21 protein-coding genes and 2 pseudogenes are annotated in these 26938 nt (G+C 72.3%); 9 read left to right on the forward strand and 14 right to left on the reverse strand.

Annotated features, from left to right (window positions below; genetic code table 11):
- Positions 1-203: 203 nt before the first annotated feature.
- From PYS65_RS35255 to PYS65_RS23065, 3 genes and pseudogenes are all read right to left on the reverse strand, one after another.
- A pseudogene (locus tag PYS65_RS35255) lies at positions 204-1373 on the reverse strand (serine hydrolase domain-containing protein); the annotation flags it as partial.
- A 554-nt stretch (positions 1374-1927) separates the two neighbouring features.
- Positions 1928-3262 (reverse strand): hypothetical protein, encoded by a 1335-nt coding sequence (locus PYS65_RS23060; RefSeq protein WP_279335836.1) that lies wholly within the window; start codon positions 3260-3262, stop codon positions 1928-1930.
- A gap of 10 nt (positions 3263-3272) precedes the next feature.
- Positions 3273-4031, reverse strand: a complete 759-nt coding sequence (locus PYS65_RS23065; protein ID WP_279335837.1) for a hypothetical protein — start codon at positions 4029-4031, stop codon at positions 3273-3275.
- A 60-nt stretch (positions 4032-4091) separates the two neighbouring features.
- Between PYS65_RS23065 and PYS65_RS23070 the strand changes: the two genes are divergently transcribed.
- Complete coding sequence (locus PYS65_RS23070; RefSeq protein ID WP_279338041.1) at positions 4092-4922, forward strand: glycosyltransferase family 2 protein; 831 nt, start codon at positions 4092-4094, stop codon at positions 4920-4922.
- A 5-nt stretch (positions 4923-4927) separates the two neighbouring features.
- On the opposite strand, the gene PYS65_RS23075 is transcribed toward PYS65_RS23070, so the two are convergent.
- Positions 4928-5974, reverse strand: coding sequence for an NAD-dependent epimerase/dehydratase family protein (locus PYS65_RS23075; RefSeq protein ID WP_279335838.1), 1047 nt, complete (start codon positions 5972-5974; stop codon positions 4928-4930).
- Positions 5975-6164: 190 nt separating this feature from the next.
- On the opposite strand from PYS65_RS23075, the gene PYS65_RS23080 reads away from it, so the two are divergent.
- Positions 6165-7478 carry an NsdA family TPR-like regulatory protein gene (locus PYS65_RS23080; protein ID WP_279335839.1) on the forward strand — a complete coding sequence of 438 codons (1314 nt, stop codon included), beginning with the start codon at positions 6165-6167 and terminating at the stop codon, positions 7476-7478.
- A gap of 366 nt (positions 7479-7844) precedes the next feature.
- Positions 7845-8192 (forward strand): annotated as a pseudogene (locus PYS65_RS23085) (Scr1 family TA system antitoxin-like transcriptional regulator); the annotation flags it as partial.
- A gap of 21 nt (positions 8193-8213) precedes the next feature.
- On the opposite strand, the gene PYS65_RS23090 reads toward PYS65_RS23085, so the two are convergent.
- Genes PYS65_RS23090 through PYS65_RS23105 form a run of 4 tightly spaced genes read right to left on the reverse strand, consistent with a single transcriptional unit; the run spans position 8214 to position 13444 of the window.
- Entirely contained in the window at positions 8214-9587 is a 1374-nt protein-coding gene (locus tag PYS65_RS23090) for an AAA family ATPase (RefSeq protein WP_279338042.1), read from the reverse strand.
- Positions 9588-9598: 11 nt separating this feature from the next.
- Positions 9599-11251, reverse strand: a complete 1653-nt coding sequence (locus tag PYS65_RS23095) for a hypothetical protein (RefSeq protein WP_279335840.1) — start codon at positions 11249-11251, stop codon at positions 9599-9601.
- Positions 11242-12390 carry a hypothetical protein gene (locus PYS65_RS23100; RefSeq protein WP_423836113.1) on the reverse strand — a complete coding sequence of 383 codons (1149 nt, stop codon included), beginning with the start codon at positions 12388-12390 and terminating at the stop codon, positions 11242-11244. The genes PYS65_RS23095 and PYS65_RS23100 overlap by 10 nt, the downstream gene beginning before the upstream one ends.
- 16 nt (positions 12391-12406) lie before the next feature.
- Positions 12407-13444 carry a phosphatase PAP2 family protein gene (locus PYS65_RS23105; RefSeq protein ID WP_279335841.1) on the reverse strand — a complete coding sequence of 346 codons (1038 nt, stop codon included), beginning with the start codon at positions 13442-13444 and terminating at the stop codon, positions 12407-12409.
- Positions 13445-13633: 189 nt separating this feature from the next.
- On the opposite strand from PYS65_RS23105, the gene PYS65_RS23110 reads away from it, so the two are divergent.
- Positions 13634-14230, forward strand: coding sequence for a histidine phosphatase family protein (locus PYS65_RS23110; protein ID WP_279335842.1), 597 nt, complete (start codon positions 13634-13636; stop codon positions 14228-14230).
- Positions 14231-14354: 124 nt separating this feature from the next.
- Here the strand turns inward: PYS65_RS23110 and PYS65_RS23115 are convergent, their stop codons facing one another.
- On the reverse strand, positions 14355-15806 hold the full coding sequence (locus PYS65_RS23115; RefSeq protein WP_279335843.1) for an NsdA family TPR-like regulatory protein: 1452 nt from the start codon (positions 15804-15806) through the stop codon (positions 14355-14357).
- 267 nt (positions 15807-16073) lie between these two features.
- On the opposite strand from PYS65_RS23115, the gene PYS65_RS23120 reads away from it, so the two are divergent.
- Positions 16074-16496, forward strand: a complete 423-nt coding sequence (locus PYS65_RS23120) for a hypothetical protein (RefSeq protein WP_279335844.1) — start codon at positions 16074-16076, stop codon at positions 16494-16496.
- 77 nt (positions 16497-16573) lie between these two features.
- The gene (locus tag PYS65_RS23125; protein ID WP_279335845.1) at positions 16574-17443 is read left to right on the forward strand and encodes a spermidine synthase; all 870 of its coding nucleotides are present in this window, start codon (positions 16574-16576) and stop codon (positions 17441-17443) included.
- A gap of 57 nt (positions 17444-17500) precedes the next feature.
- Here the strand turns inward: PYS65_RS23125 and PYS65_RS23130 are convergent, their stop codons facing one another.
- A complete protein-coding gene (locus tag PYS65_RS23130) occupies positions 17501-18184 on the reverse strand; it encodes a hypothetical protein (RefSeq protein WP_279335846.1) in 684 nt (227 codons plus the stop codon).
- 109 nt (positions 18185-18293) lie between these two features.
- On the opposite strand from PYS65_RS23130, the gene PYS65_RS23135 reads away from it, so the two are divergent.
- Together PYS65_RS23135 and PYS65_RS23140 are read left to right on the forward strand one after the other, a co-directional pair.
- The gene (locus tag PYS65_RS23135) at positions 18294-19031 is read left to right on the forward strand and encodes a response regulator transcription factor (protein WP_279335847.1); all 738 of its coding nucleotides are present in this window, start codon (positions 18294-18296) and stop codon (positions 19029-19031) included.
- On the forward strand, positions 19028-20425 hold the full coding sequence (locus PYS65_RS23140) for a sensor histidine kinase (protein ID WP_279335848.1): 1398 nt from the start codon (positions 19028-19030) through the stop codon (positions 20423-20425). Before PYS65_RS23135 ends, PYS65_RS23140 begins: the two co-directional genes overlap by 4 nt.
- A gap of 149 nt (positions 20426-20574) precedes the next feature.
- Here the strand turns inward: PYS65_RS23140 and PYS65_RS23145 are convergent, their stop codons facing one another.
- From PYS65_RS23145 to PYS65_RS23160, 4 genes are all read right to left on the reverse strand, one after another.
- Positions 20575-22014 (reverse strand): GH1 family beta-glucosidase, encoded by a 1440-nt coding sequence (locus PYS65_RS23145; protein WP_279335849.1) that lies wholly within the window; start codon positions 22012-22014, stop codon positions 20575-20577.
- A 201-nt stretch (positions 22015-22215) separates the two neighbouring features.
- A complete protein-coding gene (locus tag PYS65_RS23150) occupies positions 22216-23127 on the reverse strand; it encodes a carbohydrate ABC transporter permease (RefSeq protein ID WP_279335850.1) in 912 nt (303 codons plus the stop codon).
- Positions 23128-23139: 12 nt separating this feature from the next.
- The gene (locus PYS65_RS23155) at positions 23140-24162 is read right to left on the reverse strand and encodes a carbohydrate ABC transporter permease (protein WP_279338044.1); all 1023 of its coding nucleotides are present in this window, start codon (positions 24160-24162) and stop codon (positions 23140-23142) included.
- A gap of 5 nt (positions 24163-24167) precedes the next feature.
- A complete protein-coding gene (locus tag PYS65_RS23160) occupies positions 24168-25526 on the reverse strand; it encodes an ABC transporter substrate-binding protein (RefSeq protein ID WP_279335851.1) in 1359 nt (452 codons plus the stop codon).
- A gap of 351 nt (positions 25527-25877) precedes the next feature.
- On the opposite strand from PYS65_RS23160, the gene PYS65_RS23165 reads away from it, so the two are divergent.
- Positions 25878-26933 carry a LacI family DNA-binding transcriptional regulator gene (locus PYS65_RS23165; RefSeq protein ID WP_279335852.1) on the forward strand — a complete coding sequence of 352 codons (1056 nt, stop codon included), beginning with the start codon at positions 25878-25880 and terminating at the stop codon, positions 26931-26933.
- Positions 26934-26938: the final 5 nt, after the last annotated feature.

The following is a 26938-nucleotide window of genomic DNA, read 5'->3' on the forward strand; positions in this document are numbered from 1 at the left end:
CACCTACACGTACGTCACGCCGGCCCGCGGGCAAGCGGACCACCGTCCATTGTCCCGCGCCCTGACAAGAGGGCCCGAGGCCCATGTCCTCAGGCACCGGCAGAATGGCTTCCCAGCCCTCCGGACCATATGCGTGTGCCGCTTATTCCCAGCCGGGGGGCCTTGAGAGCACCTGCCGAACCCGGGGCGCCTCCGTGTCTGTCAAGCACCTTCCGGACCGCTTCGGTCAGTGAAGCCGCCCGCGCGTCGTCGGAGCCGCTGACGATGTGGTTCATCACGTAGCCGAAGGCGATGCCGTGCTCGGGATCGGCGAGGGCGAGTGAGCCGCCACGGCCGGTGTGGCCGAAGGCGTTCGGCCCGGTCATGGGGTTGTCGTCCGTGGGCAGCATGTAGCCGCTGCTGAAACGGCTCGGGATCACCATTACCCGGTCTTTCCCGCCGGCCTGTTCCTCGGTCGCCGACGCCAGTTTCTCCGGGGTGAGCAGGCGCACGCCGTCGACCTCGCCGATCAGCGCGGCGTACATGCGGGCCAGGGCCCGTGCGGTGCCGATGCCGTTTGAGGACGGGAGCTCGGCGGCCTGCACTTCCGGGGAGTCGAAATCGATCGCGGCGGGGTCGGTGACCGCGAACGCACGGTTGCTGAAGGATTTCGGTCGCGCCAGGCGGAGACCTGTTCGCGGAGTTCCTCGGGAACGGACTCGACAGGGACGGTGGTGAGATCGACGGTCGGTCGCCGGTACACCATGCGGCTGACCCGGCTCCGTTCACTCGCCGGCAAGCCGATGAAGAAGTCCGACCCCAGGGGTTCCGCGATCTCCTGGGCGACGAGGCGGCCCGGCGAGCGGCCGGAGACCCGGCGGATCACCTCACCGACCAGCCACCCCCCCCCAGGTTCGGCCGTGGTACCCGTGTGCGGTGCCCGGAGTCCACAGGGGGCGCTGGTTCGCCAGGGCCGCTGCCATGGGATCCCAGGCCAACGCTTCTGTCAGTGGCAGCGGTTGATCAAGCGCGACCAGGCCGACCCGGTGGGACAGGAGCCAGCGCACGGGGATGTCTGCCTTGCCGTTCGCCGCGAACTCCGGCCAGTACTTCACCACCGGTGCGTCGAGGTCCAGCAAGCCGCGCTCGACGAGCAGGTGTGCTGCGGTCGCAGTGACTCCCTTGGTCGCCGAGTAGACCAGTTGCAGGGTGTCCCGTGTCCACGGTCGGCCGGTCTCGGGGTCGGCGACGCCGCCCCAGAGGTCCACCACCGGCCGACCGTGCTGGTAGACGCACACGGCCGCGCCGATGTCCCCGTGCTGGGTGAAGTTCTTCACGAACGCTTCGCGGACCGGCTCGAATCCGGGTGCCACCTCACCGTCGATCGTCGTCATGCGCTCATCCTGGCTGCCTCCCTTGCTGGAGTAGCCGATGTCCCCCTCTTGGACCTGCCCGCCGCCTGCGGAACCCGGAACCGGCCCGACGGCCCGATTTCCTCCTCCACCCGGGCCCGGCCGGCCTCGGCGGCCAGGTGCTCGTCCATCTCCGCCTCCAATGCGGCCTGCATCAGGTGCTGGGCCGGTTCGTGCAGCAGCCCGCCCCGCCCATCAGCCGCAGCCCTGCCCACGGGCCTTCTCGGCCGCGAGCGCGGCCAGCTCCTCCAGCAGCTCGCCGGACAGACCGTTCGGCGACACCGGCATCGACTTCACGTCGGTGCCCTGAACACTTCTGTCAGCCGCGGCAAGCGACACGCAGCCCAAGGTCTCGATCCGGTGATCCGTCGTCGTACTCCTCGGATGACTCCTTCGGGGAGGCTCACACCTGATGATTCATGACACTCCCCGGCACGCGGGCTGGACGGTAAAGGTGGCGCTGTGTACGGCGCACGAACATCGGCGAAGCAGTCCGGCGGGATGGGCGGGCCTGGTAATGGCAACGGGCGATCAGTTCAGGCGGCGGCTGGATGCCCGGCGGCCTTGCCGGTGGCGTCCCGTCGCATGGCGGTCATGCCCAGGTCCGCCATGCGGGGCACGAAGGCGACGTCGAGTTCGTCGACCGGGTGGATCAGGCCCCGCTCGCACGTCTCCCCCAGCCACACCGTGCAGTCGGCGGGGTAGGCAGGGTTGACGCCGATCTCGCCCTTGGGGAGGAACCCGTTGAACGGCGCCCGGATCTGGTGGTGGTTCCAGTAGTTCCAGGCCCGAAGGGCCTTGGCCTGCTCGAAGGCGAGGTAGAGCTGCGGGTAGCGCTGAAGAATGCGCATTTCGCGGAAGAGTGTCTGCCCCAGCAGGGACGGCGCAGCCTTGGCAAGGCTGTCGAAGTCCTGGTCGCGGAAGGTGAAGATGGTCGCGTCCTGGCCGGGGTCGACGGCCAGAGCGGTGAGTAGGTGGGAGAGGCGGTCTCGGGTGTACTCCGCTGCTCCGGGGGCGAGCGGGGGCTCGATGTCGGCGATCAGGTCGTGTAGGCGCTGGTGGTCGGGGTGGAAGCGGGACAGGTCGAACAGCTTGTCCATGCCGCTGACCGCGGAGAACGCCAGACGCTTGTAGAGGCGGTTGTTCATCTCGCCGACCTCCGCGAGTGCCTTCGTCTCGGTGCTGGTGGAGTGGAGCATCAGGTACTCCGACAGCACCTCGAAGTACACGTAGCCCAGGAACGGCAGATTCTGGACGGCAGCGGCGAGCTGGTCCACAAACGTGCCCGGCGCCGTCCGGCGTCCGGCAGCGCCTGCCAGGGCCACGTCCAGGAAGGGGGCGGCCGTACGGATCTGATGCAGCGCTCTCCTGCGCAGCCGGAGGTCCTCGGCCTTGGTGAGGAAACTGCGGTGATCCAGGTAGGTGCCCAGGTGGACGCGGCCGAGCCGCAGGTAGTCGATGCCCCTGGCCGGCGCAGGGGCGGTGGGCTTGATCTCGATCATCAGAGTCTGAGTGTGCGACTTGGTCTGTAGCAGGTAGGCGCCGAGGTTGTGCGGGCGCAGGCCGGCGGGGGTCTCGGTCAGCGGTGCGCAGTACAGCGCGGCGAGCAGGCATCCGGAGGAGGAGTAGAGCTGGCCGCTGGCCCGGATGGCGTCCAGGGCTGTCGTGGTGTGCATCAGATGGATCGGGCGACCGCTGGTGAGCGCCTGGATCATGGCGTTGTGGGCGAGCAGATGGCCGCCGGGGGTGTCGTGCTGGAGTCGGCGCCGCCAGTCGTCCTCGCTCTCGGCGCACCCGGCCGGGACGGGGCGGATGCGGGGGTGGGTGTAGTCGGTGTGGGCGTCGTCGAGGTCGGTGTCCACAAGAGGCACGAGAGGTCTCCTACTGGCCGGGCGTGAGGAAGCGTCGGGCATCGGCGAGGGCGTGCTGGGAGTCGGCTCCGTCAAGGGCGGCCTGCTCGCTGCGCACGACGAGGGCAAAGGCGGCCGGGGGCAGCCAGTCGGGCACCGGAATGCGCAGCCGGGCCAGGTCCGGCCACCACCGCTGAAGCGGCAGGCGATAGCGGTCCAGGCAGTCGGCCGCCTTGAGGACGTCGACGAGATGCGGAGCGCGCCGGTAGGCGCACTTCTGCTGTGCGGTGAAGTTTTCGTAGGGCACGTCGTGCACGGCGATCGCCTGCGCCGCCCGGTGCAGCGCGGCCGCCGGGACCTCGCGGCCCATCGCGCGGGTGACCGTGTCGGTGCGGCGGCGGAACCACGCCGCCGCTCGTTGTCCGTGACCGAGGTCGGTCCGATCATCGCGCCGCCGGCAGTCGTGGACTGCCCCGGCGGCACAGAGCGCCGCGACGTCGTCGCCCTCCAGCCCGTACTCCTGGGCCAGGAGTACGGCGAGCAGGCTGACGCGGGCGTTGTGACGGACGCCGTGGTTGGAATCGGCCTGGCGCTCGGTGGTGAACCACGACCTGGCCGGTACGAGCATGCGTCCCGGGCGTGGGAAGCTGGGCGCGGCGTCGAAGTTCGCCGGACGGTTGTCCGTAATCCACCCAAGCGTCATCTGGTCCATCGGCTGGTGGGCGGGCAGTCGGTGCTGGGAGGCGAGTTCATGCAGGCAGGCGCGGCCGGGCACAGTGGTATCGGTCATGGCGTCCTTCACACAGATGGGTACGGAACAGGCGTGAAGCTGGGCGTGGCGATCCTGACTATGGGCACCCGGCCCAAGGAGCTGGCGGAGCTGCTGGCCTCGGTCCATGCGCAGACGACCGGGGCGGCGCGGACGGTGGTGGTGGCCAACGGGTGTGCGATGCCCGATCTGCCGCCGTGGGTCGAGACGGTGCAGCTGGCGGAGAACCTGGGGGTGACCGGCGGCCGCAACGCCGCCCTGGAGCACCTGTCGGACATGGACCTGGTGCTGGACCTGGACGACGACGGCCTGCTGGTTTCCGACGACGTCTTCGCCACGATCACCGCGCTGTACGCGGCGGATGCGCGGCTGGGGATCGTCGGCTTCCGTATCGCCGACGAGAGTGGAGTGACCCAGCGCCGCCACGTGCCCCGGCTGCGGGCCGGTGACTCGATGCGCGGCGGGGAGGTGACCGGCTTCCTCGGCGGAGCCCACGTCCTGTCCGTGAAGATGCTGCAGGAGGTCGGCCACTGGCCGGACATGTTCTTCTTCGCGCACGAAGAGACCGACATGGCCTGGCGGGCGATCGACGCCGGCTGGCGGGTGCGTTACGCGCCCCAGCTGCTGCTCCAGCACCCGCGGACCTCCCCGGCCCGGCACGCGTTCTTCTACCAGGTCAACGCCCGTAACCGGGTCTACCTGGCACGCCGTCACCTGCCCGCGCTGCTCGTCCCCGTCTACCTGGGGGTGTGGGTGGCCCTGACGCTGGCCCGCACCCGCAGCCTTTCCGGGCTGCGGGCCTGGTTCGGCGGCTTCGCCGAGGGCTGGCGCACCGAGTGCGGGCGCCGGAAGCCGATGCGCTGGCGCACCGTGTTCCGACTGGCCCGCCTCGGCCGCCCCCCGGTGATCTGAGCGACTCACGCAGCGGCCTGGGCCTCGGTGTGCAGCCACGCCGGAATCGCCCGTGGGGTCCGCTCCAGCCACTTCAGGTAGCGGCTCACCCCGTCCTCGATGTCCACCTGCGGAGCCCAGTCCAGCACGCTGCGCATGCGGGTGATGTCGGCGCAGGCGCCGAGCGGGTCGCCCTGTGGCCGCGGGGTCTCGATGATCCGCGCACCAGGGTGCCGGCGGCGCACCAGGTCGGCGACCTGCCGAATGGAGGTGGCGCGGCCGGTTCCGACGTTGAGCGTCGTACGGTCCGCGCGCTCGGTCACCGCTGACAGCAGGGTCGCTTCCGCGATGTCGTCGACGTGCACGAAGTCCCGCACCTGGTGGCCCCCGCCGTTGAGGTGCAGCGGCAGACCGAGCGCGGCCCGCATGGCGAACCAAGCCACCACCCAGCTGTGACTGTTCTCCTTGACCACCTGCGGCTCCCCGTAGACGGAGAAGTACCGCACGATCGCGTACGAGTTGTCGGCGCCGCCCAAGGCCAGGGCGGTCTGATGCTCGCCCCACAGCTTGGTGTTGGCGTAGACCGACCCGGGCGTCAGCACGTCCTCCTCGCTGAAGCGGGCCCCCGCATCTGGCGAACCGTTGCCGACGCCGTAGACGCTGGCCGAGGAGACGAAGACCAGCCGCCTCAGCATGCCGCTGTGCCGGGCCGCGGCATCCAGCACGGTCTGGGTACCGCGGATATTGGCTTCCAGCGCCGCAGCCGGATTGCGGGTGCACTCCGCGACGTCGGCCAGCGCCGCGGCGTGGATGACGTAATCACTGCGCGAGATCAGGTCGTTCATCAGCGCGGCGTCGGTGATGTCGCCGGCGACGACGTCCGGGTCCCCGGGCGAGATGCCGAACACGGAGGAGCAGACGGAACTGCCATAGGCGTCCAGTCGGCCCACGGCAAGCGGTTTGGCGCCCAGTGCGCGGAGTTTGTGCACGATGCGGCTGCCGACCAGTCCGAAGCCTCCGGTCACGGTGACGGTGGCGTTGGACAGATCAGCGAAGCGCTCCCTGGTGTTCACGCGAGGATCAGCCCTTCTCGACGGCGCCGCGCGGATACGCGGCGTCACGCCGTCGAGGACACCACCAGGCCCCGCCGGGCTCCAGGGGACGACTGTGTGGCCGGTGTGTGCCCGGCCTCGGTGAAGCCTCCTCAACCCCCGTCCGAGTACGGCATGGTGGAGGGGCGGCGTCAGTATCGGAGGGGGCGACATGGATCTGGACCGTCATCCGCTGGCGCACCTGCGCCGCAGTCACCACTGGTCCGGAGAGGACCTCGCCCGTCTGCTCCGTGCGCAGGCCCGTAGGCGTGGCCTGCGCAGCGGTATCGACCGAAACCGGATCTGGCTCTGGGAGACAGGAACTACACCGAGCGAGGAGAGCCAGTTGCTGCTGGCAGAGGTCCTCGATGTTCCCACCGCCGCGATCGAACATCTCCGATGGCCCGACTGGCTGCCCGCCTTCGAACAGCCCGCCCCATTCAGCGCTTCGGGAAGCCGGGCCGCCCTGAGAGAGGTGCAGATCACCCGCATGGACCGACGATCCTTCCTGGTCCTCAGCAGCAGCACCCTCATCGAGGTCGCTGCCGACTGGGCCCGCATCGAGCCACAGCACCTGTCCCAGGCCCTGAGTGGACAACAGATCGACGAGGAACTCCTGAGGTGGTTGGAGCAGCGTTCCAGCGAACTGCGCACCCTTGCAACCGGGCCGCACCGGCAGGTCTCTGGCCTCATCGACGCCCATCTGAACACTGCGATCGACCTGATCACCCAGGACCGCTACAGGTCAGCAATCGGCCGCCGCCTCCACGCCGTGGCCGCCGACCTCGCGCACTGCGCCGCATGGCTGCGCTTCGATGCCGACCGGCACGCCGACGCCCAACGCCACTGGCAGGCCGCCGTCCACGCCGCGCATCAGGCCGGGGACCGCGATCTCGCCGCGGTCGCACTGTCCGACCTCGGTTACCAGGCAACCTGGTTGTCCAGGCCCGCCGACGCGATCGAAGTGCTGGAACATGCCCGCTCCCGGACCCGTACGCCGGCCGCCCGCTCCCTGCTCGACGTACGCCGCGCACGGGCTTGCGCCGTACTCCGAGACCACACTGGAACCGGGCGTGCCCTGGCATCCGCCGAGGCCGAGCTGGACCGGATTCGCCCGCAGGAGACACCCCCCGTGGTGTCCTGGATGTCGATGGCAGATGTCAACGCCGACGCCGGACGCTGCTGGCTCGATCTCGGCGACCCCGGTCGTGCCGGCAACGCAATCGACTCCGGACTGGGCGAGCTCGATCCACGCCGGTCCCGTACCAGAGCGGTGTTCCTGACTTACCGGGCCGAGGGCTCGCTCCATGACCGCGACGCCTCAGCTGCCGCGGCCGATGCCCGCGCCGCTCTCGACACCGCCCTCGACTCCGGGGCCACTCGCTGCATCGACCTCGCTTCCGCACGCATCCGCCGCCTGGACGACCGGACCGAGCAACCGATGATCGAGCTGCGCGAGTACGCCCGGGAACGACTCGCGGGGTGATCCGACAGCGGCCGGGGGCTGGCCCTGAGTGTCGGCAAACGACGGCCAGTTCGTCCGGTGAGCGCACCAGGGCGATGCCGTCGAGTTCAGGTTCGCGGCCCTGGGCGCACTCGGCTGCCGCGGCAGCGGTGAAGTCCGCGCACAGCGTTGCCTCGGGGAGGGCCGGGGCGAGGTAGGTCAGACCGACACTGCCGTTCTCGCCGCGGGTGACGACCCACAGCTTCAGGTCCTCGGGGGCCGCGCAGGTCCCCGACGCCTCGACCAGTTCCCGCGCGGCCTGGCCGGCCAGTGCCGACTCGTCCAGCACCGCCCGGCCCTGGGGAGGCTCCAGGGACCCCCGGGCAGCGGCCCGGGGCGGCCGTAGATGCACGCCGGTTCTCGTTCGTGCTGGAGGAGTCGGTGTTGCGGTACCGGCTGTGCAGCGCGGAGACCATGGCGGCACAGCTTGGTCACCTGCTCGGGGTCATGGGTCTCCAGAACGTTGCCGTGGGGCTCATCCCGTTCTCAGCTCAACGAGCCGTGTGGCCCATGCCCACCTTCACGATCTTCGACGACGCCAGGGTGCACGCCGACACCCTGGACGCTGCCGTCACCCTCACGCAGCCCGGCCAGGTGGAGCTGTACAGCCGAGCCTTCGAACGGTTGTCACAGGAAGCAGTGAGGGGAGCGGCTGCACGTGCTCTCATAGCGGGTGCGTTGGCATCCCTGGACTGACTGTCTGTGCGTTGTCGCAGCTCAGGGCCGCCATTCGATCCGGTGTTCCGTGAGGTGGGCCAGGAGTGAATGGTTGGCCTCCCAGCCGTCCGGGAACTTCACGAGGGTGCCCAGCTGGACCGGTTCCGTCGACGGGTAGGCGTCCAGCAGGTCGCTCACGCCCGCCCGGCACACCACGATGCAGGCGTGCCGGTGGCGGGAGGCCAGGACGCACAGTCTGCCGGTCTCCAGGTGGAAGGCGGTGGCGTCGGGGCGGCCGGAGAGGGGGTGGAGTACGACGGTGACGTCGTACTCGCGGCCCTGGAGCCGGTTCGCCGTGTCGACGACCACGTCCGTCACACCGAGTTCCGTGAGCGCCGACCGGACCGCCGCCGCCTGGTCGCGGTGGGCGGTGCCGACGGCGATGCGGTCGGCGGTGAGCGGGACGGGGTCGGGGGTGGGGCGCTCGGAGGTCGTGGCGCCTTCCCTGTCCAGCAGGCGGCGGACCACCAGGGCCACCGCCCGGACCGCCTCCGGATCGGTGCGCGGGGTGTGCCGGGCGGGCAGCTCCAGCAGGCCCCAGCCGGACTCGGCCGCCTCGTCGATCACCCGGTCCGGACCCGAGCCGTCCGACGGCACGGCGAGGGCGAGCCGCCGGTCGCCGGGGCCGGTGCCGCTGCGGAACGGCGTGTACGGGTAGAACGCGTCCGACACCAGGGGCGCCGCCGAGGCGGGCAGCCGCCACGACACCGGCAGGCGGTGCTGCGGCAGTTCGGGATTGTGGGCGAGCAGGGTCGTCACGGCGGACGCGGACGGGTCGTAGGACAGGCCCGCCCACTGCTCGCTACCCACGATCGAGAACGGGTCCAACTGCCCCGGATCGCCCACGAACAGCGCCCGCTCGAACAGCCCCGCCACGGCGAGCAGCGCGTCCGAGCGCATCTGGTACGCCTCGTCGACGATCGCGTGCGCCCATGGTTCGACGCCCTTGACGTGCGCCCACTTGGCGGCCGTGGAGATGACCACGTCGAGCCCGGCGAGATCGGCGGCCTTCGCCGACTTGCGGACGTTGTCCAGCCCGTCGAGCGCCTTGTCGTACGGGTCGGTGTCGCTGCTGTGCAGCCGGCCGACCGGCAGGTCCGGGCTCTTCTCGGCGAGCCGCAGGACCAGGTCGTCGACCTGGGCGTTGGTCTGCGCCACCACCATCAACGGGCGCCCCGCCTCGGCGAGTTCCAGCGCAGCGCGGACAACCAGCGTGGACTTGCCGGCGCCGGGCGGGGAGTCGACGACCACACCGCGCGCGGTGCCGTGCAGGGTGTCGCGCAGGATCGCGTCGGTGGCACGGGCGGCCGCCGCGCCGGGGTCGAAGCCCGCGTCGGCGGTTGCCGCCCCGGTGGTCACGGTCTCGGGGGGCATGGCCTCGGTGGTCACAGCAGGTCCTCCTCGGTCACCGGGTCGGCGGCCTCCGGTGTGGCGGCTGATGCGCCGGGCGGGCCGCCGTGGGTCCACGGGGTCTCCTCCGGGTCGGGGAGCTTCGCCCCGCCGCGCGGCTCGTGCTCGAACAGGGTGAAGCAGAGCCGGTCGCCCTTCTCCGGCACCGAACCCGCCTCGGGCTCCTTGCCGCGGCCCATCTTGTCCAGGATCCGCAGGACGAGCAGGGACCCGCCCGCTTCCGCAGCTTCCGCAGCCTCTACGGCTTCCCCGGCTTCCCCGGCTTCCGTGGCCTCCATGGCCACGAACTCGGCCGTCTGCGGCTTGCCGCCCAGGGAGCGGTACACCCTGGTCCGCTCGCCCAGGTACGGGCGGTCGTCCGTCCGGACGGTGACCAGCGGGCGGGGGCTCGGCCGCTTGCTCTCGCTGTACGCCATGACGACATCGACGACCTCGCCCGCGAACGCCTCCCCGGACAGCCGCCGGCCCGCCATCACCAGCGGGTCGTCCAGGGCCTCCTGGGCCTCCAGCCGGGCCTGCTCCCGCTCGCGCGTGGCGAGCTTGTTGGCCGCCGTCACCGCGTCGTCGCGGCGCGGCTGCGGCGGCTCACCGGCCAGTACCCGGTCCCGGTGACCGGTGAACGACCAGCGGTCGCGCGTCCACCGCTCCTCGACGCGCGCGCCCTCCGGCAGCGCGCGCAGCAGGTCCAGGCCCCGCCACACCGCGTCCCAGGTGGGCCGGGTACGGCTCTGGACCAGCGCGCGGATCTCCCGCTCGGCGGCGGCCAGCGCGCCGAGCCGGTCGTCGGCCTCCAGACCGTCCTCCGCGGCGGCGAGCGCGCTGCGGGCGCGGTCGTACCGCTCGACGGCCGGGGCGAGCAGCTTGTTGTCGAACGCGGGGTCGGTCGCCGGGCCCGCGGGCGGACACAGCAACTGTCCGCCGGCGTCCCGCGCCAGCTCCGCCTCCTGCGCCGCCTCGGCCCCGGAGCGTCCCTCGGGCGGGTCGATCCAGGCGAGCAGTGCCCCCAGGTGCTGGTCCTCCAGTGTGGACTGGCCGGTCGCCCAGTGCCGGCCCAGCAGATCCGTCATGGCGGTCAGGAGCGATGAGCCGGGCACCCGGGCCCGCTCCCCGAAGTGGGTCAGCCACCGGCCCAGCAACGGCACCCGGGGCGGCGCCGGGAAGGGCGCTTCCGGGTCCTGCTCCGCGGTGCGCCGGAACCGGGTGGAACGGCCGAGGAGCCGCACGAGGTCCACACCGGCCCGGCTCGGCACGATCAGCTGCGGCGCGTCCGCGCACAGCTCGACCTCGACCTTGACCCGCTTTCCGGTCTCCGGATCGGTCTCGCTGCGTTCCGCGGCCTCCACCGCCTCGGCGCAGTCGTCCACGTACGGCAGGACCACGTCGGCCAGTTCGGCCAGGAACGCGAACCTGAGGTCCCGGTCGCGCGGCTGCGGCACGGCCAGCAGCCGCGGCGCGTCCCGGTCGGTGCCCACCAGCGCGCCGAGCGGGGCGCCCGCCTCACCGGCGGTGATCAGCGGCACGAACACCAGCGGCCGCGCGGACAGGTGCCGGTGCCGGACGGTGGCGGCGGGCTGGGCGCGGCCGGTGCTGACGGCCTCGAGGCGGGCCAGGGTGGCGATCAGCGACAAGGGGCCACCTCCGGGCGGCCGGTGAGGGCCGGCGCGTCGGCGGAAGCCCGCGCGCCGACGGGGGCCTGCGCGTCGACGGGGGCCTGTGCGCCGGCGAGGGCCTCCGCCCGCAGCGCCGCCGCCCGGCGCAGGGCGGCCACCGTCGGATCGTCGGGATCACCGATCTCACCGCGGGCCGCGGCCAGCACGTCCTCGACCGTCGTCAGGGAGCCCAGTTCGGCGCGGACCGGGCGGCCCAGGGAGGTCACCGCGCCCTGCGCGCGGGAACGGTCCCGGCAGTGGAAGGCCAGCTCGCACGCGGACAGGCACTCCGGCGCGTAGCTCGCCGGGACCGACTCCACGGCCTCCGTGAGCCGCTCGCGGGGCAGCCCGGGTGCGAAGCAGATGCCCTCGGGGAGCGCGCCGGCGATGTCCTCGATCCGGGTGAGCCGGGCCAGCTGGCGGGCGGTCACCGCGCGCTGCTTGCGCACGTCCACGGCGGACGCGGTCGGCAGGTTGGAGAAGTCCTTCGGGCACACCAGCAGGATCCTGTGCCGCACGCGGGGGGCCGGGACGGCGGTGAGGCGGGCGGCGACTTGCTCCAGCGCCAGCACGTACACCGCCGCCTGCCGGGCCGCCGCGCCGACCTTCGCCGGGTCCGCCGCCCCGTCCAGCAGGGGGAAGGACTTGATCTCCACGACCGTCCAGCTGCCGTCCGGGTGCACCACCACCGCGTCCGGTTCCAGGAAGGCCGGCGAGCCCGCGACGTCCAGCGCGAGCAGGGGATGGTCGAGCAGGGTCCACTCGCCCCGCGCCCGGGAGGCCTCGTCCAGCGCCAACTCGGTGCGCGCGGCGCGCCCCTGGGGGCCGGACGCGGTCAGGTCCGGCACCCGCGCGCCGGCGGGCGGTTCCGCGGAGCGGTCCAGCCTCTCGTGGACGAGCCGCAGCAGCTCCGTACCGCCGTCCGCCTTGACCCGGGCCTCGAACGCGTTGCCCCGGACGAACGCGAACTGGGACTGGCCGAAGACCGAGGGGGAGCCCAGCGCGCCCGCCAGTCTCGCCTTGTCCACGCCCGCGCCGTCGAGGATCGCGCGGCGCGCGCAGCCCGGGTTGGCGGCCAGGGCGGCCAGGGCGCGTGCGTCCAGCGCCTTCGCCGACACGTCCGGACCGCGCAGCTCAGCGAGTCGGTGCCGGAGCGGCCTGGGCTCCTTCCCCCCGGCCGGAGGGGGAAGCGCCGCCCGGCTCGGCTTCCGGGGCGGGCCCTGGCTCGAACTGCCGCTGCCGTGGCCGCTGTCGTGGAAAGTGCTCACCCGCGGAAGTCTGGCATCCGGCACTGACAATCGGGGAACCCGGGACGGGAGAGGCCACCGGGACCGGCGCCGGACGCGGCAGCAGACGGGCCCTCACCCGGTCCGAGTACCGCGTCACCACGGGGGCGAGCAGCAGTCCGGCGCCCATCACGGCGGCACCCGCGACCGCGTCCAGGAAGTAGTGGTTGGCGGTGCCCATCACCACGACGACCGTCACCAGCGGGTAGACGACGGCGGCCGTCCTCGCCGCTCGCGCCGCCCACGTCGCTTGCGCTGTCTGTGCTGTCTGTGCCGTCTGTGCCGTTCGGGTTCTGCCGATCTGCCACAGGATCACACCGCACCACAGGGCCCAGCCCACATGCAGGCTCGGCATCGCCGCGTACTGGTTGGTCAGCCCGCCCAGGCCCCGCGGGGCGCTGGCCTCACCGGCCCACCAGCCGTAGGAGCTGTACTGGGCCATGGTGTCGACGAAGCCGTGGCTCGCGTCGAGCAGCCTGGGCGGGCAGGTGGGCAGCAGGGTGAAGCCGATCAGCCCGATGAAGGTGGACGTCATCAGCCAGGTGCGGGCGGCGCGGTAGCGCACCGCGTGGGAGCGGAACAGCCAGACCAGGAGCGCGGGCGTCACCAGGTAGTGCAGCGACGCGTACCAGAAGTCGGCCGGTACGCCCAGCCACGGTTCGCGCGTGAACAGCCGGTTGAGCGGGTGCTCGGCGTTGAGGTGGAGCGCCTGCTCGATGCGGAGGATCGCCAGTCCGTGGTCCACGGCGTCGGTGACGTCGCCCCGGACCAACAGGCGCCCCGCCGAGTAGCAGGCGTACACGAGGAGGATCAGCGGCAGCTCGGTCCACCAGCGCAGCCGGATCGCCGGGGCCCCTTCGGTACCCGGTGTCTCGGTGTGCGGCATCCGATCGCCCTCCCCCTTCACACTCACTCCCGCCCCCATGGCGATCCGGTCAGCCACTGTAGGCGTACTCGTGCCCCTCATGAGGTGCCTTCGGCCCTGATAGACGTTGAGATCGCCCCCCGGGTTGCCCGTCTTGGGGGTGCGCGATGATGGAGGGGCCCGCCCCCGATTTCTCCCGGAAGGTCTCTCATGGCACCGCGCATCCTGCTGGCCCGGCACGGACAGACCTCATGGTCGTTGTCCGGCAAGCACACCGGCAGGACCGACGTGCCGCTCCTGGACGAGGGCCGACAGGGCGCCAAGCTGCTCGGCGAGCGCCTGCACCGGCCGCCGTACGACGGGATGCCGGGTGTCGAGGTGCGCACCAGTCCGCTGGTCCGCGCGCGGGAGACCTGCGAACTCGCCGGGTTCGGCGAGCGCGCGCAGACCTGGGACACCCTCATGGAGTGGCACTACGGGGCGTACGAGGGCATGACCCCCGACGAGATACGGGCGGACCGCCCCGGCTGGCTGATCTGGCGCGACGGCGTGCCCGAGGGGGAGACCCTCGCCGAGGTGACGGCCCGCGCGGACGAGGTGGTCGCCTGGGCGCGCTCCGCCGACCGGGACGTGCTGGTCTTCGCCCACGGGCACATCCTGCGCTCGATCGGCGCCCGCTGGCTGGGGCTGCCGCTCGACTTCGCGGCCCGCATCCGCCTCAACCCGACGTCCCTGTCGGTCCTGGGCTGGGCGTACGGGGAACCGGCCGTCGAGAGCTGGAACGACCTGGGGCACCTGGCGGGATGAGCCGACCCGGTGGCGGGCCCGAGGCCCGGGCCTGCCTCCGGCCCGGGGGCTGACGCCGGTCCGGACCCGATACCGGCCCAGGCCCGATATCGGCCCGGGGGGCGGTCACGTCATGTGGGGCCGGTCACGTCATGCGGGGGAGGGAGTCGTGGCGGTCCAGGAAGGCCGACACGTCCGAGGCGCGGCGGTGCGGGAGGAGTACGCGGGCCGTGCCCGCCAGCATCGTGCGGACCCGGGACGACTGGACCTCGGGCAGCAGGTCCAGCACCCGCATCCCCGCGGCCGCCGCCTCGTCCGGGTACCCGCCGCGGGCCAGGTCGTCCGCCAGCTCCGCCGTGTACAGCGCGATGTTGCGGGTGAAGTGCGGGTCCTGGAGCTCGGCGGCCCGCCGCGCGTGCCGGGCCGCCCGCGGCCAGTCGCCCAGGGCCGACCAGCACTGTGCCTTCAGGCCCTCCAGTTCGGCCTCCCCGTAGAAGGTCATCCACTCGGGGTCGGCCGGTGCGGGACCGCGGTCGAAGTAGGCCTGCGCGCGGGCCAGCGCCTGCTCGCAGCCGGACCGGTCGGCGAGCCCGGCCCAGCCGCCCGCCTCGCGCAGCGCCAGCAGCGACATCAGCCGGGCGGAACCGAGCGGGCGCGCGGCCCGCTGCGCGGCCTGCGCCGCCCGCACCGCCTCCCGGGGGCGGCCCGAGTCCCGGGCGAGGAACGCCGTGTTGCAGAAGGCGTGCGCCTCCAGCCCCGGGTCCCCGGTCACCCGCGCGGTCGCCAGCGCCTCCGCGTAGTGCGAGCGGGCGTCGTCGAACCGGCCCGAGTCGTGCGCCAGCCAGCCCACCGAGATGGCCAGTTCACCGGCGCCCGCGTACAGCCGGTCCGCCGTCCGCTGCCGGGTCGCCCCGGCGTCGAGCAGGGCGTAGGCGGCGCGCAGCGGTGCCGCCGCCCTGCGGTAGAGGCCGTCGGCCCCGTGCCGGTCGTCGAGCAGCCTGATCCGGCGGACGGCGTCTTCCAGGGCACCCGCGTCGCTCGCTCCGGGGCGGCGCACGGCGCGCTGTGCCGCCGAGGCGTCCGGGGCCAGGGCGAGCGGGCCCAGTGAGGCGGCGGCCACCGTGGCGCCCCCGCCGGTCATGAATGCGCGACGCAGCACGTCGCTCTCCTCGTAGTTGTGGTGCGTGTGGTACGGGTCGTACGGGTTCTGCTGGTCATACGGTTCGGGGGCCCCGCCGGTCTCACGCGTGACGAGTGCCGGGGCCGCGTCGGGCGCCGGGGGGGTGCCCCCGTCGTCCCGCGTCCGGCGCCCGCGGACCGACGCGCGGGGCGCGAAACCCAGGTCGGTCAGCGTGCGGCCGGGGAACATGTGCAGGAAGACTCGTTCGTAGGCGTAGTTGGGGCAGCGGATCTCGCCTGCCTCCACCCGGTGCACGTACCGCGCGTCACAGCTGACCCGCTCGCCTATCTCGCGAGCGGCCCTGCGGACCGACGCGGCGAACTCGGCCGGCGAGCGCGTTCCGCGCAGTTGCCGGAAGACGAGATTCGGCCGGGGTGGCCGGTCGGGCTGGGACGAGGGCACCGTTGACGACGCCATGGCCGGGTCCTCTCTGCGAACCGTCGAACCATGCCGGAAGCAGAGCGGTCCATCCATCGCGCCGCTCTGTTGCCGGCGGGCAAGAACGTACCTGCTGTGACGGAGTCGCCACGCAGAGTTTGGCAACAAACCGGATATCTCGTCCGTGATCCGCCATGAACTGCCATTCTGTGCTATTGGGTTTCGCCGTAGCCCAGGTCGGTCCGCCGCGTTGAACCCCGTGTGAGGAACGCCCGTGTGTGGTGGAGCCGGAACAGGGAGGCGGGGATGGTGACCAGCCGGAGCAGTGAACCCCGAACGCCGTCGGGCGGACTGTCGGGCGGGCCGCCGGGCTGCTGCGACGTGGTGACGGTTCCGGCCCGGCAGGGCCTGGAGGCGGTGGACATCCTCCGGCGCGGCGCGGCCGGGGCGGGGGACGCGGTGGGGCCCGTACTGCACGGCGACGGCGGGAGCACCCTCGGGTTCCTGGTGCCGCCGGGGACGGCCGCCGCGTGGGACGTGCCGGGCAGCACCTGCACGGAGACCGACGGCCGCGGGCTGAGCCTGGCGCCCGAGGCGCCGCCGGTGGAGGGATCGGACTGGCTGCTGCCGCCCGAGGACGACACCGGCCTCGCCACCGATCCCGCGGTCCTGCGGGAGGCGCTGGACGAGGCGCGACGCCTGCTCGACGTGGCGGACGGCTGCCGCTGAGCCCGCCGGGTCGGGACAGGCGCTGCTCGGGACGACCGGGAGTGGGCCGGTCCGTGGCGGCTTGCGACAATGCCCTCATGGGAAGGTCCAGGAACTCCGGACGCGGGCGGTCCGCCGCCGAAGCCGTCGTCGAGAGCGTCGACGGAGGGCTCGCCCGGCTCGTCCCCGACCGGGAACGGCCGAGGGCCTGGACACTGCTGATCGACGACGCCCCGCAGTCGCACGTCGACCTGGACGATCCGGCGTACCTCTCCTTCGAGTACCAGCGGCGGATCGGACACGTCATCGACACCGCCGGGCCGGCCGGCCGCCCCGTGCAGGCGGTGCATCTCGGCGGCGGCGCGTTCACCCTCGCCCGGTACGTCGCCGCCACCCGGCCCCGCTCCACCCAGCAGGTCGTCGAGCGGGACGCGCGGCTGGTGCAACTGGTCCGCCGGGAGTTGCCGCCGGCCCCCGGGGCGCGGATCCGGGTGCGCTCGGCGGACGCCCGGGAGGGGCTCGCGAAGGTGCGGGACGGATGGGCCGGCCTCGTCGTCGCCGACGTGTTCAGCGGGGCCCGCACCCCCGCCCACCTGACCTCGACCGAGTTCCTGGACGACGTCCGCAGAGCCCTCGCCCCCGGCGGGGTCTACGTCGCCAACCTCGCGGACGGGCCGCCGCTGGCCCATCTGCGCGGCCAGATCGCCACCGCCGCCGCCCGGTTCGCCGAACTCGCGCTGATCGCCGACCCGGCGGTGCTGCGCGGCAGGCGCTTCGGCAACTCCGTGCTGGTCGCCTCCGACGCGCCCCTGCCGATCGCCGAGCTGACCCGCCGCGCCGCCTCCGACCCGCACCCCGGGCGCGTCCAGCACGGGCGGGAACTCAGGGACTTCACAGGCGGGGCCGCCCCGGTCGGCGACCTGGGGGCGGTCGACTCCCCGGCGCCACCACCGTCGGTGTTCCGGTGACGCCGACGTTCCGGTGACAGGGTGACAGGCGGGGCGCGAGGGGGCCGGGCCGCCCGGTCAGTAGGTGTTGATCTCCACGCGCGGCGGGCCGTCGTGCCAGGTGCAGAAGACCGACACCCGGTCCGCGCCCGCCGCGAACTCCACCCGGATCCACGACTCCGTCTTCCACACCTGCATCGACCAGCCCGCCCCGGGCGTCGCCGACACCAGTGACGCGGAGCTCTCGCCGAGGTCGAAGACCGCCCGGCCGCCGTCGGTGTCGTACGCCTTGACCTCGCCGGAGGTGGCCGGGGCGGGGTCGGCCGGCGCGGGGGCGGCCCCGCCCGGGGCGGGATCGGGGGAGCCCCCGCCGGGCCCGCCCGCCGACTCCTGCTCCCGCGCGTCCCGCGCGCCACCCGTGTCCGCGGCTGTGTCGCCGGTGCCTCTGGAGTTCCCGGTGCCCCCGGAGTTCCGGGAACTCCCGGAGCCCTTGGGAGCCTCGGTCCCCTGACCGCCCTTCGAGCCCTCGGAGTCCGCCGCGTCGTCGGCGGTTTCCGGCGCTCCCGCGTCGGTCGGGCGCCGGGTCGAGGACGACACCGGCCGCGACTCCTGCGTCGTCGTGTCGGCCGCAGTGATGGGCAGCGCACGGGGCGGGTCGTAGGCCGTGCCCGCCATCACCGTGTCCACACCCCACCACGACAGCGTGACCGCCGCGCCCGTGGCGAGCAGCCAGGCCAGTACGTGTACGAGTCCTCTGCGCATCGTCGGCCCATCCTGCCTCACCCGCCCCGCACGTGTCGCGCCCGCGGCGGTGTCCGGAGTTGTCCACAGGCCCGCACCGGGTCGCCCGGCATGGCGTACGGTGCCGCCCATGGCACGTGTTCTCGTAGTCGAGGACGACCCCTTCGTACGCTCGGCGCTCATCCGGCAACTGACCGACGCCGCACACCTGGTGCGCAGCGTCGGGACGGCGCTGGAAGCGCTGCGCGAGGTCGCCCATTTCCGTTTCGACGTCGTCGTCCTGGACCTCGGACTGCCCGATCTCGACGGCTCCGAGGCGCTGAAGATGCTGCGCGGCATCACGGACGTGCCGGTGATCATCGCCACCGCGCGGGACGACGAGGCGGAGATCGTGCGGCTGTTGAACGCCGGCGCGGACGACTACCTGATCAAGCCCTTCTCGGTGGAGCACCTGTCGGCCCGGATGGCGGCCGTACTACGCCGGTCCCGTTCCCTCGCGGGAGAGCCGGCCGAGCCCCCGGTGCTCCGGGTCGGCGGGCTGACCGTCGACCCGCTGCGCCGCCAGGCCGAACTGGACGGCGCCCGACTGGACCTCACCCGGCGGGAGTTCGACCTGCTCGCCTTCCTGGCCGGGCGGCCCGGAGTCGTCGTGCCCCGCAGGGAACTCCTCGCCGAGGTGTGGCAGCAGTCCTACGGCGACGACCAGACCATAGACGTCCATCTGTCGTGGCTGCGGCGGAAGCTGGGCGAGACCGCCGCCCGGCCGCGCTATCTGCACACCCTGCGGGGCGTCGGCGTGAAGCTGGAACCCCCGGCCACGGAACTGCCCCCGGCCACGGGACCGCTCGCGGCGGAGCCACCGCGATGAGATGGGCCCTGGTGAAGGTGTCGGTGGCGGTGACCGCGATGGTCGTGATCGCCTTCGCGGTACCGCTCGGCCTCGTCATCCGCGAGATGGCCCGCGACCGTGCCTTCTCCAACGCCGAACGGGAAGCCGCGGCCGTCGCCCCCGCGCTGTCCATCACCACCGACCGCGACCAGCTCGAACGCGTCGTCGCCTCCGCCGGGTCCGACGCCGCGATGGCCGTGCACATACCCGTCGGCGCCGACGCCGAGCCCCTCGACATCGGGCGCCGCCGCGCCACCGCCGAGGACGTCGAGGCGGTACGGAGACTGGGGCGGGCCTCCACCTCCAAGGTGTCCGGCGGCTCGACGCTGCTCCAGCCGGTCGCGCTCAGCACCGGTGAGATCGCCGTGGTCGAGGTGTTCGTCCCCGAGTCCGAGGTCACCAACGGGGTGGGCACGGCCTGGGCGGTGCTCGCGGCGGTCGGCGTCGCCCTCGTCCTCGGCTCGGTCGCGGTCGCCGACCGGCTGGGCGTGCGGATGGTGCGGCCCGCGCAGCGGTTGGTCGAGGGGGCGCAGGAACTGGGGGAGGGCAAGCTGGGCGCGCGGGTGCCCGAGAAGGGGCCGACCGAACTGCGGCTGGCGGCCGTGGCGTTCAACTCCATGGCCGACCAGGTCGTCCAACTCCTCGCCAACGAGAGGGAACTGGCCGCCGACCTGTCCCACCGGCTGCGCACCCCGCTGACCGTGCTGCGGCTGAACGCCGCCTCCCTCGGCGACGGGCCGGCCGCCGAGCAGACCCGCGCGGCGGTCGAGCAGCTGGAGCGTGAGGTCGACACCATCATCCGCACCGCGCGGGACGCCAAACCGCAGACGGCGGCGGCCGGCCCCGGCGCCGGCTGCGACGCGGCCGAAGTGGTCCGGGAACGGATGGCGTTCTGGTCGGCGCTCGCCGAGGACGAGGGCCGCACATGGAGGGTGGCCGGAGCGGACGGCCCGGTCCGCATCCCCGTGGCCCGCGCCGACCTGGCCGCCGCCCTCGACGCCCTGCTCGGCAACGTGTTCCGGCACACCGCCGAGGGCACCGCCTTCGCCGTGGACCTGCACAACGGCGAGGACGCGGTGATCGTGCTCGTCTCCGACGCGGGCCCCGGCATACCCGACCCTAAGGCGGCGATGGCCCGCGGCCGGGGCTCCGGCAGCGACGGCTCCACCGGCCTCGGCCTGGACATCGTGCGCCGGCTCGCGGAGGCCACCGGCGGGGACGCACGGATCGGCTCGTCGGTGCTCGGCGGGACCGAGGTGCGCATCTGGATCCAGCTCGACGGCCGGGAGGGGGCGCCCCGGCGGCGGCGCGGGCACCGGGGGACCGTACGTCGGCGCGGGCCCGGCCGGCTGATACCGACCTTCAGGTCCTGATCTTCCTGGCCCCCTGGTCCCTCTGGTTCCCCTGGTCCTTTTGGCTCCCCCTGACCCACGGCGGACCGGCCGACGGGGCGCGGCCCTCCCCCAGAGCGCCGCGCCCCGCTTCCCCCGCCCCGTTCCCCCGTCCCCCGTTCTCGGGAGGGTCAGATGGCCTCCGGCCCCGGCAGGGCGCCCGACTTGGCCGCCCGGCTGTACCAGAGGGCGCTGGCCTTCGGGGTCCGCTCCTGGGACGCGTAGTCGACGTGGATCGCGCCGAAGCGCTTCTCGTAGCCGTACGCCCACTCGAAGTTGTCCAGCAGGGACCACAGGTAGTAGCCGCGCACGTCCGCGCCGTCGGTGATGGCCCGGCGGACCGCGGCGAGGTGGCCGTGCAGGTAGGCGATCCGCTCCGGGTCGTGCACCGCGCCGTCGGCGCCGGGCTTGTCGTCGTAGGCGGCGCCGTTCTCGGTGACGTAGAGCGGCAGGCCGGGCGCGTCCCGGGTGTACCGCATGATCAGCTCGTGCAGCCCGGTCGGGTCGACGGACCAGCCCATCTCGGTGCGCTCCCCGGGCACCTGATGGAAGGCCACGTCGTCCGCGGCCGGCCACGGCGAGTGCTCGCTCGCCCCGTGGCCGTCGGCCCGCGGTCCCTCCGCGTCCGGGTCCGCCGCCGACACCAGGGTGGGCGTGTAGTAGTTGAGGCCGAGCGCGTCCAGCGGCTGGTGGATCAGGTCCAGGTCGCCGTCCTGGATGCACGACCAGTCCGTCAGCGACGAGGTCGCCGTCAGCAGCGACTCGGGGTAGGCGCCTTTCAGGATCGGGCCGTGGAAGATACCGCTGGCCAGGTCGTCGATCTTGCGCGCCGCCGCCAGGTCCGCCGGGTCGTCGGGGGAGAGGGGCCGGACCGCCGCGGAGTTGAGGCTGATCGCGATCGAGTTGCGGGCGGGCATCACCGACCGCAGCGCCTTGGCACCCAGTCCGTGCGCCAGGTTCAGGTGGTGGGCGGCCCGCAGCGAGGCCGCCGGGTCGGTACGGCCCGGCGCGTGCACACCGGAGGCGTAGCCCAGGAACGCGCTGCACCACGGCTCGTTGAGCGTGATCCACTGCTCCACCCGGTCGCCGAGCGCCTCACCGACGAGCTGCGCGTACTCGGCGAAGCGGTACGCGGTGTCACGCTCCGGCCAGCCGCCCGCGTCCTCCAGCTCCTGCGGCAGGTCCCAGTGGTACAGGGTGGCGGCCGGCTTGATGCCGTGGGCCAGCAGTTCGTCGACCAGCCGGCGGTAGAAGTCCAGGCCGCGCTGGACGGCCGGGCCGCGGCCGGTCGGCTGCACCCGGGGCCAGGCGATGGAGAAGCGGTAGGCGCCCAGGCCCAGTTCCGCCATCAGCGCCACGTCGTCGCGGTAGCGGTGGTAGTGGTCGACAGCGATGTCACCGGTGTCGCCACCGGCGGTCTTGCCCGGCGTGTGGCTGAAGGTGTCCCAGATGGACGGCGTACGACCGTCCTCCCGCACCGCGCCCTCGATCTGGTAGGCGGAGGTCGCGGCACCCCAGAGGAAGGCGGGGGGGAAGGCCGCCGGGGTCACCGGCGTGGTGGAGTCAGTCATGGAAGCGCTCCCATAGGCGGTCGTGGAGGAACCTGCGAGTCAGGGCCGGAGGTGAGAAGAGGGAGAAGAGGGAGAAGGGGAGAGAAGAGGGGAGAAGAAGGCGAGAGGCGAGAGGGGGACAGCGAGGGGCGGCACGGGGACGAGCAGGGGCCGAGGCGTCGGTGACCCGGCCCCCTGGTGGGAGGTATCGGCGGACGGAGCTCAGCCCTTGACCGCGCCCTGCATGATGCCGCCCACGATCTGCTTGCCGAAGACCGCGAAGACCAGCAGCAGCGGCAGTGTGCCCAGCAGGGCACCCGCCATGATCAGGGACTGGTCCGGGGTGAATCCGCGGCCGAGGCCCGCGACCGCGACCTGCACGGTCGGATTGCCGGACTGGGTCAGGACGAGGAACGGCCACAGGAAGTCGTTCCAGGTCTGCACGAAGATCAGCATGCCCAGCACGGCCATCGCCGGCCGCGCCGCCGGGAACACCACGTGCCACACCACGCGCCAGCTGCTCGCGCCGTCGACCCGGGCGGCCTCGATGATCTCGTCGGGCAGCGCCTGGAGCAGGTACTGCCGCATGAAGAACACGCCGAAGGCGCTCACCAGCGACGGGAAGATGACCGCCTGCAGCTGATCGGTCCAGTCCAGCTTGGCGACCATCATGTACAGCGGGATGATGCTCAGCTGCGGCGGGACCATCATGGTGCCGATCACGAGCAGCATCAGCGCGCCCCGGCCCCGGAAGCGCAGCTTGGCGAAGGCGAAACCGGCGATCGTCGACAGGATGACGACGGTCACCGCCGAAATGCCCGCCACGATCGTGGTGTTGAGGAACGCCTCCCCGAGGTTGGCTTCGGTCCAGGCGATCTCCAGGTTCTTGAACAGGTTCGAGCCGAACCAGAACGGCGGCGGGGTCTGTGCGAGACGCTGGGTGTCCCGGGAGGCGGCGATCGCGGTCCACACCAGCGGGAACAGCGAGACGATCGTGAACACGATCAGGATCGCGTACGCGATCGGGCCGCCGTGCAGGGTGCCGCCGGCCCGCGCGGACTTCGGCAGACGGGAGCGGACCTGCTCCTTGGCGGACGTGGTCTCGGGGGGCGGGGGCGTCACAGTCGTCGTCACGGCCACAACTCCTTAACTGCTGGCGCGCAGCCGGCGCGAGATGACGTAGTTGATGATGCCGATGACGATCAGGATCAGGAACATCATCCAGGCGATCGCCGAGGCGCGGCCCAGGTGCTGGTTGATCCAGCCCTGTTCGTACAGGTACAGGCCGAGCGTCTGGAACTGGTGCTCCGCACCGCCGGACGCGCCCTTGTTGGGGTCGAACAGCAGCGGCTCGCCGAAGACCTGGCTGGCGCCGATGGTGGAGACGACCACCGTGAACAGGATCGTCGGGCGCAGCGAGGGCAGCGTCACGTGCAGGAACTGCTGCCAGCGGTTGGCGCCGTCCAGCGCCGCCGACTCGTACAGGTCCTGCGGGATCGCCTGCATCGCGGCCAGGTAGATCAGCGCGTTGTAACCGGTCCAGCGCCAGATGATGATCGTCGAGACCGCGAACTGTCCGGGCCACTTGTCGTCCTGCCAGGCGACCGGGTCGATCCCGACGAGGTCCAGCGCCCAGTTGATCATCCCGTAGTCACGCCCGAAGAGCAGCACGAACACCAGGGAGGCGGCGGCGATCGAGGTGGCGTACGGGGCGAGCATCGCGACCCGGTAGAAGGTCGAGGCGCGCAGCTTGTAGTTGAGGATGTGGGCGATGCCCATCGCCATCAGCAGCTGCGGGACGGTCGAGATGATGCCGATGGTCAGGGTGTTCCGCGCCGCGTTCCAGAAGAAGTCGTCGTCGAAGATCCGGGTGTAGTTCTTCAGCCCGACCCAGTTCATGTCGGTCGGGGCGGTCAGCTCCACCTGGTGCAGCGAGGCCCAGCCGGTGTAGATCAGCGGGAACAGGCCGAAGGCGAGGAACAGCAGGAAGAACGGTGCGACGAAGGCGTACGGGCTCCAGCGCATGTCGCGCTGCCAGCGGCGGGACAGCTTCTTCCGGCGCCGCTCCTCCCTGTCCTTCGCGCTCGCGGACGCGGTGCCCCGGGGCGGGCGGCCCGGGGCCGCGCCCCCCTTGAGGGGGGACGCGGCGGTGTCGTGACGGGTGGACATCCAGGTCACTTGTCCAGGTTGTTGTCGATGGTCTTGACGGCCGTCTCCCAGGCTTCCTTCGGCGACTTGCCCTTGGTCACCAGAATGACGCCGTTGTCGCCCAGGCCCTGCGAGATGATCTGGTCCTTCGGGCCGATGACCTGGACCGGGATCTGCTGGGCGGCCTCGGCGAAGACCTCACCGATCGGAGCGTCGCCGGTCATGTCGTTGACCGCGCCGGTCACCTCGGGGCTGTCGAAGATGCTCTGGGCGCTCGGGAAGCTGCCCTGCACCTTGAACAGCTTCGCCTGCTGTGCGGGTGCGGTCAGCCAGGCGACGAGCTTCTTGGCCTCCTCGGCGTTCTTGGCGCTCTTGGGCACGGCCAGGAAGGAGCCGCCCCAGTTGCCGGCCTTGGGGGGCAGGGCCACGTCCCACTTGCCCGCGGCGTCCGGCTGGGACTTGCCCTTGATGTAGCCGAGCATCCAGGGCGGGCAGGACATCGCGGCGAACTTGTTGTTGGCGATCGTCTGGTCCCACGAGGGCTGGAACTGCGTCTGGGCGCCGACCAGTCCGTCCTCGGCGGCCTTCGCGGTCATGTCGAAGGCCTTCTTGACGGCGGGGTTGGTCTTGTAGATCACCTCGCCGGAGGAGTCGTAGAACCGCTTCTCCTCACTGCTGAGGACGGCGCTCATCAGGCCGCCGGGGGAGTCGAAGAAGGTGGTGCCCTTGGGCGCCTTCTTCTGGTAGTCCTCACCGACCTCGATCAGCTTGGCCCAGTCGCCGGCCCACAGCTTGCCGAGCTCTTCGCGGTCGGTCGGCAGGCCCGCCTTCTCGAACAGGTCCTTGCGGTAGCAGATCGCCATCGGGCCGATGTCGGTGCCCAGGCCGACGGTCTGGCCGTCCTTGGTGGTGGCCTGCTCCCACTTCCACCCGAGCCAGTCGCTCTTGTTCACGCCCTCGACCTTGGAGAGGTCCTCGAGCTTGCCGGCCTGGGTCTCCACGATCTCGGCGATGTTGCCGACCTCGACGGCCTGGACGTCCTGCAGGCCGCTGTTGGTGGTGAGGTGGTTGAGCAGCGCCGGGTAGTAGTTCTCGTTGCGCTCGACGACGTTCTCGGCGATCTTGATGTCCGGGTTCAGCTTCTCGTACTCGGCGTAGAGCCCGGCCTCCTTGAAGCCGAAGGTGCCGAACAGACCCAGCGTGACCGTCGTCTTGCCCTTGCCGTCCGACGAGGAGTCGGAGTCCTTGTCTCCGCCGTCGTCGGCGCAGCCGGCCAGCAGCCCTGTGCCCAGCGACACCACGGCCGCGACGGCCAGTGCCTTGCGGGTGAAGAGCTTCCCCCCGTTCGTGCGCTGCCGGGAGAGGGGGAGGGTACGTGCTCGCATTGCGTCCTCCTGATTGCCCTGACGTACCGACCCCCGGCCAACGGCTTTGTCAGGCCTGGCTGTTGCGTGCTGCGGCTCGGGCGGGGAACGTGCGGGTTGTGTATGTGTCAGGTACCGTGGGAGCGCTCCCACAAGTGATGTGTTGAAGGGTCGCGGGTCCGGGCGGGGGTGTCAAGGGACCGAACGTGGAGAACTGCGTTCAGTTATCGGGCTGTTAGCCGGCCACCCGGCCCTCACCGGGGGTGCCCGGGGTCCGGACGGCGGTCCCGGCGGCGGTCGCCGCCGCTGGTGGGGCTGTTAGATTCCAGGCCAGCAGGCCTGGCGGGACACAGGACGGAAGGCGGGGCGCAGATGGCAAGCCACGGAGCGCGGGGCCGCAGCGGCGGCCGGCCCACCCTCGAAGAGGTGGCGGTGCGCGCCGGTGTCGGCCGGGGCACGGTCTCCCGGGTGATCAACGGGTCACCTCGGGTGAGCGACGCCACCCGGGCCGCCGTGGAGGCCGCCGTCGCCGAACTCGGTTACGTCCCGAACACGGCCGCCCGCGCGCTGGCCGCCAACCGCACCGACGCGATCGCGCTGGTCGTGCCCGAACCGGAGACCCGGTTCTTCGCCGAACCGTACTTCTCGGACATGCTGCGCGGGGTGGGGGCGGCGCTCTCCGACACCGAGATGCAGCTGCTGCTGATCTTCGCGGGCAGCGACCGGGAGCGGCAGCGGCTCGCCGACTATCTGGCCGCGCATCGCGTGGACGGGGTGCTGCTGGTCTCGGTGCACGCCGACGACCCGCTGCCCGACATGCTCGCCCGGCTGGAGATCCCGGCCGTGATCAGCGGCCCCCGGTCGGCCGCGGAGACCCTGACCTCGGTCGACTCGGACAACTACGGCGGCGCCCGGCAGGCCGTCGAGCACCTCCTCGGCCGGGGCCGGCGCCGTATCGCCCACATCACCGGCCGCCTCGACGTGTACGGCGCCCAGCGGCGCATCGACGGCTACCGTGACGCCCTGCGGGACGCGGGCCACGAGGTGGACGACCTGCTGGTCGAGGCGGGCGACTTCTCCGAGGAGGGCGGCCGGCACGCGATGGCGGCCCTGCTGGAACGCCGCCCCGACCTGGACGCGGTCTTCGCCGCCTCCGACGTGACCGCCGCCGGCGCCCGGCACGCGCTGCGCGAGGCGGGCCGCCGCATCCCCGACGACGTGGCCCTGGTCGGCTACGACGACTCCGCCATCGCCCGCCACATGGACCCGCCGCTGACCAGCGTGCGCCAGCCCATAGAGGAGATGGGGCACCGGATGATCGACCTCCTCCTCGCCGAGATCGCCGACCGCCGCCCGTCCGCCTCGCGCGGGCTGGAACGACGCCAGGTGGTCCTGGCCACGGAGCTGGTGGAGCGGACCTCCTCGTAGCCCCG

The organism is Streptomyces cathayae, assembly GCF_029760955.1.
GTDB classification, from domain to species: Bacteria; Actinomycetota; Actinomycetes; order Streptomycetales; family Streptomycetaceae; genus Streptomyces; species Streptomyces cathayae.

Coding starts and splice junctions, on each gene's coding strand:
- PYS65_RS23145 (WP_279335849.1), bottom strand. CDS start 22,014: ATGACTGACTCCACCACGCCGGTGACCCCGGCGGCCTTCCCCCCCGCC.
- PYS65_RS23070 (WP_279338041.1), top strand. CDS start 4,092: ATGGGCACCCGGCCCAAGGAGCTGGCGGAGCTGCTGGCCTCGGTCCAT.
- PYS65_RS23130 (WP_279335846.1), bottom strand. CDS start 18,184: ATGCGCAGAGGACTCGTACACGTACTGGCCTGGCTGCTCGCCACGGGC.
- PYS65_RS23155 (WP_279338044.1), bottom strand. CDS start 24,162: ATGTCCACCCGTCACGACACCGCCGCGTCCCCCCTCAAGGGGGGCGCG.
- PYS65_RS23065 (WP_279335837.1), bottom strand. CDS start 4,031: ATGACCGATACCACTGTGCCCGGCCGCGCCTGCCTGCATGAACTCGCC.
- PYS65_RS23165 (WP_279335852.1), top strand. CDS start 25,878: ATGGCAAGCCACGGAGCGCGGGGCCGCAGCGGCGGCCGGCCCACCCTC.
- PYS65_RS23120 (WP_279335844.1), top strand. CDS start 16,074: ATGGTGACCAGCCGGAGCAGTGAACCCCGAACGCCGTCGGGCGGACTG.
- PYS65_RS23110 (WP_279335842.1), top strand. CDS start 13,634: ATGGCACCGCGCATCCTGCTGGCCCGGCACGGACAGACCTCATGGTCG.
- PYS65_RS23135 (WP_279335847.1), top strand. CDS start 18,294: ATGGCACGTGTTCTCGTAGTCGAGGACGACCCCTTCGTACGCTCGGCG.
- PYS65_RS23160 (WP_279335851.1), bottom strand. CDS start 25,526: ATGCGAGCACGTACCCTCCCCCTCTCCCGGCAGCGCACGAACGGGGGG.
- PYS65_RS23115 (WP_279335843.1), bottom strand. CDS start 15,806: ATGGCGTCGTCAACGGTGCCCTCGTCCCAGCCCGACCGGCCACCCCGG.
- PYS65_RS23105 (WP_279335841.1), bottom strand. CDS start 13,444: ATGCCGCACACCGAGACACCGGGTACCGAAGGGGCCCCGGCGATCCGG.
- PYS65_RS23125 (WP_279335845.1), top strand. CDS start 16,574: ATGGGAAGGTCCAGGAACTCCGGACGCGGGCGGTCCGCCGCCGAAGCC.
- PYS65_RS23080 (WP_279335839.1), top strand. CDS start 6,165: ATGGATCTGGACCGTCATCCGCTGGCGCACCTGCGCCGCAGTCACCAC.
- PYS65_RS23140 (WP_279335848.1), top strand. CDS start 19,028: ATGAGATGGGCCCTGGTGAAGGTGTCGGTGGCGGTGACCGCGATGGTC.
- PYS65_RS23090 (WP_279338042.1), bottom strand. CDS start 9,587: ATGCCCCCCGAGACCGTGACCACCGGGGCGGCAACCGCCGACGCGGGC.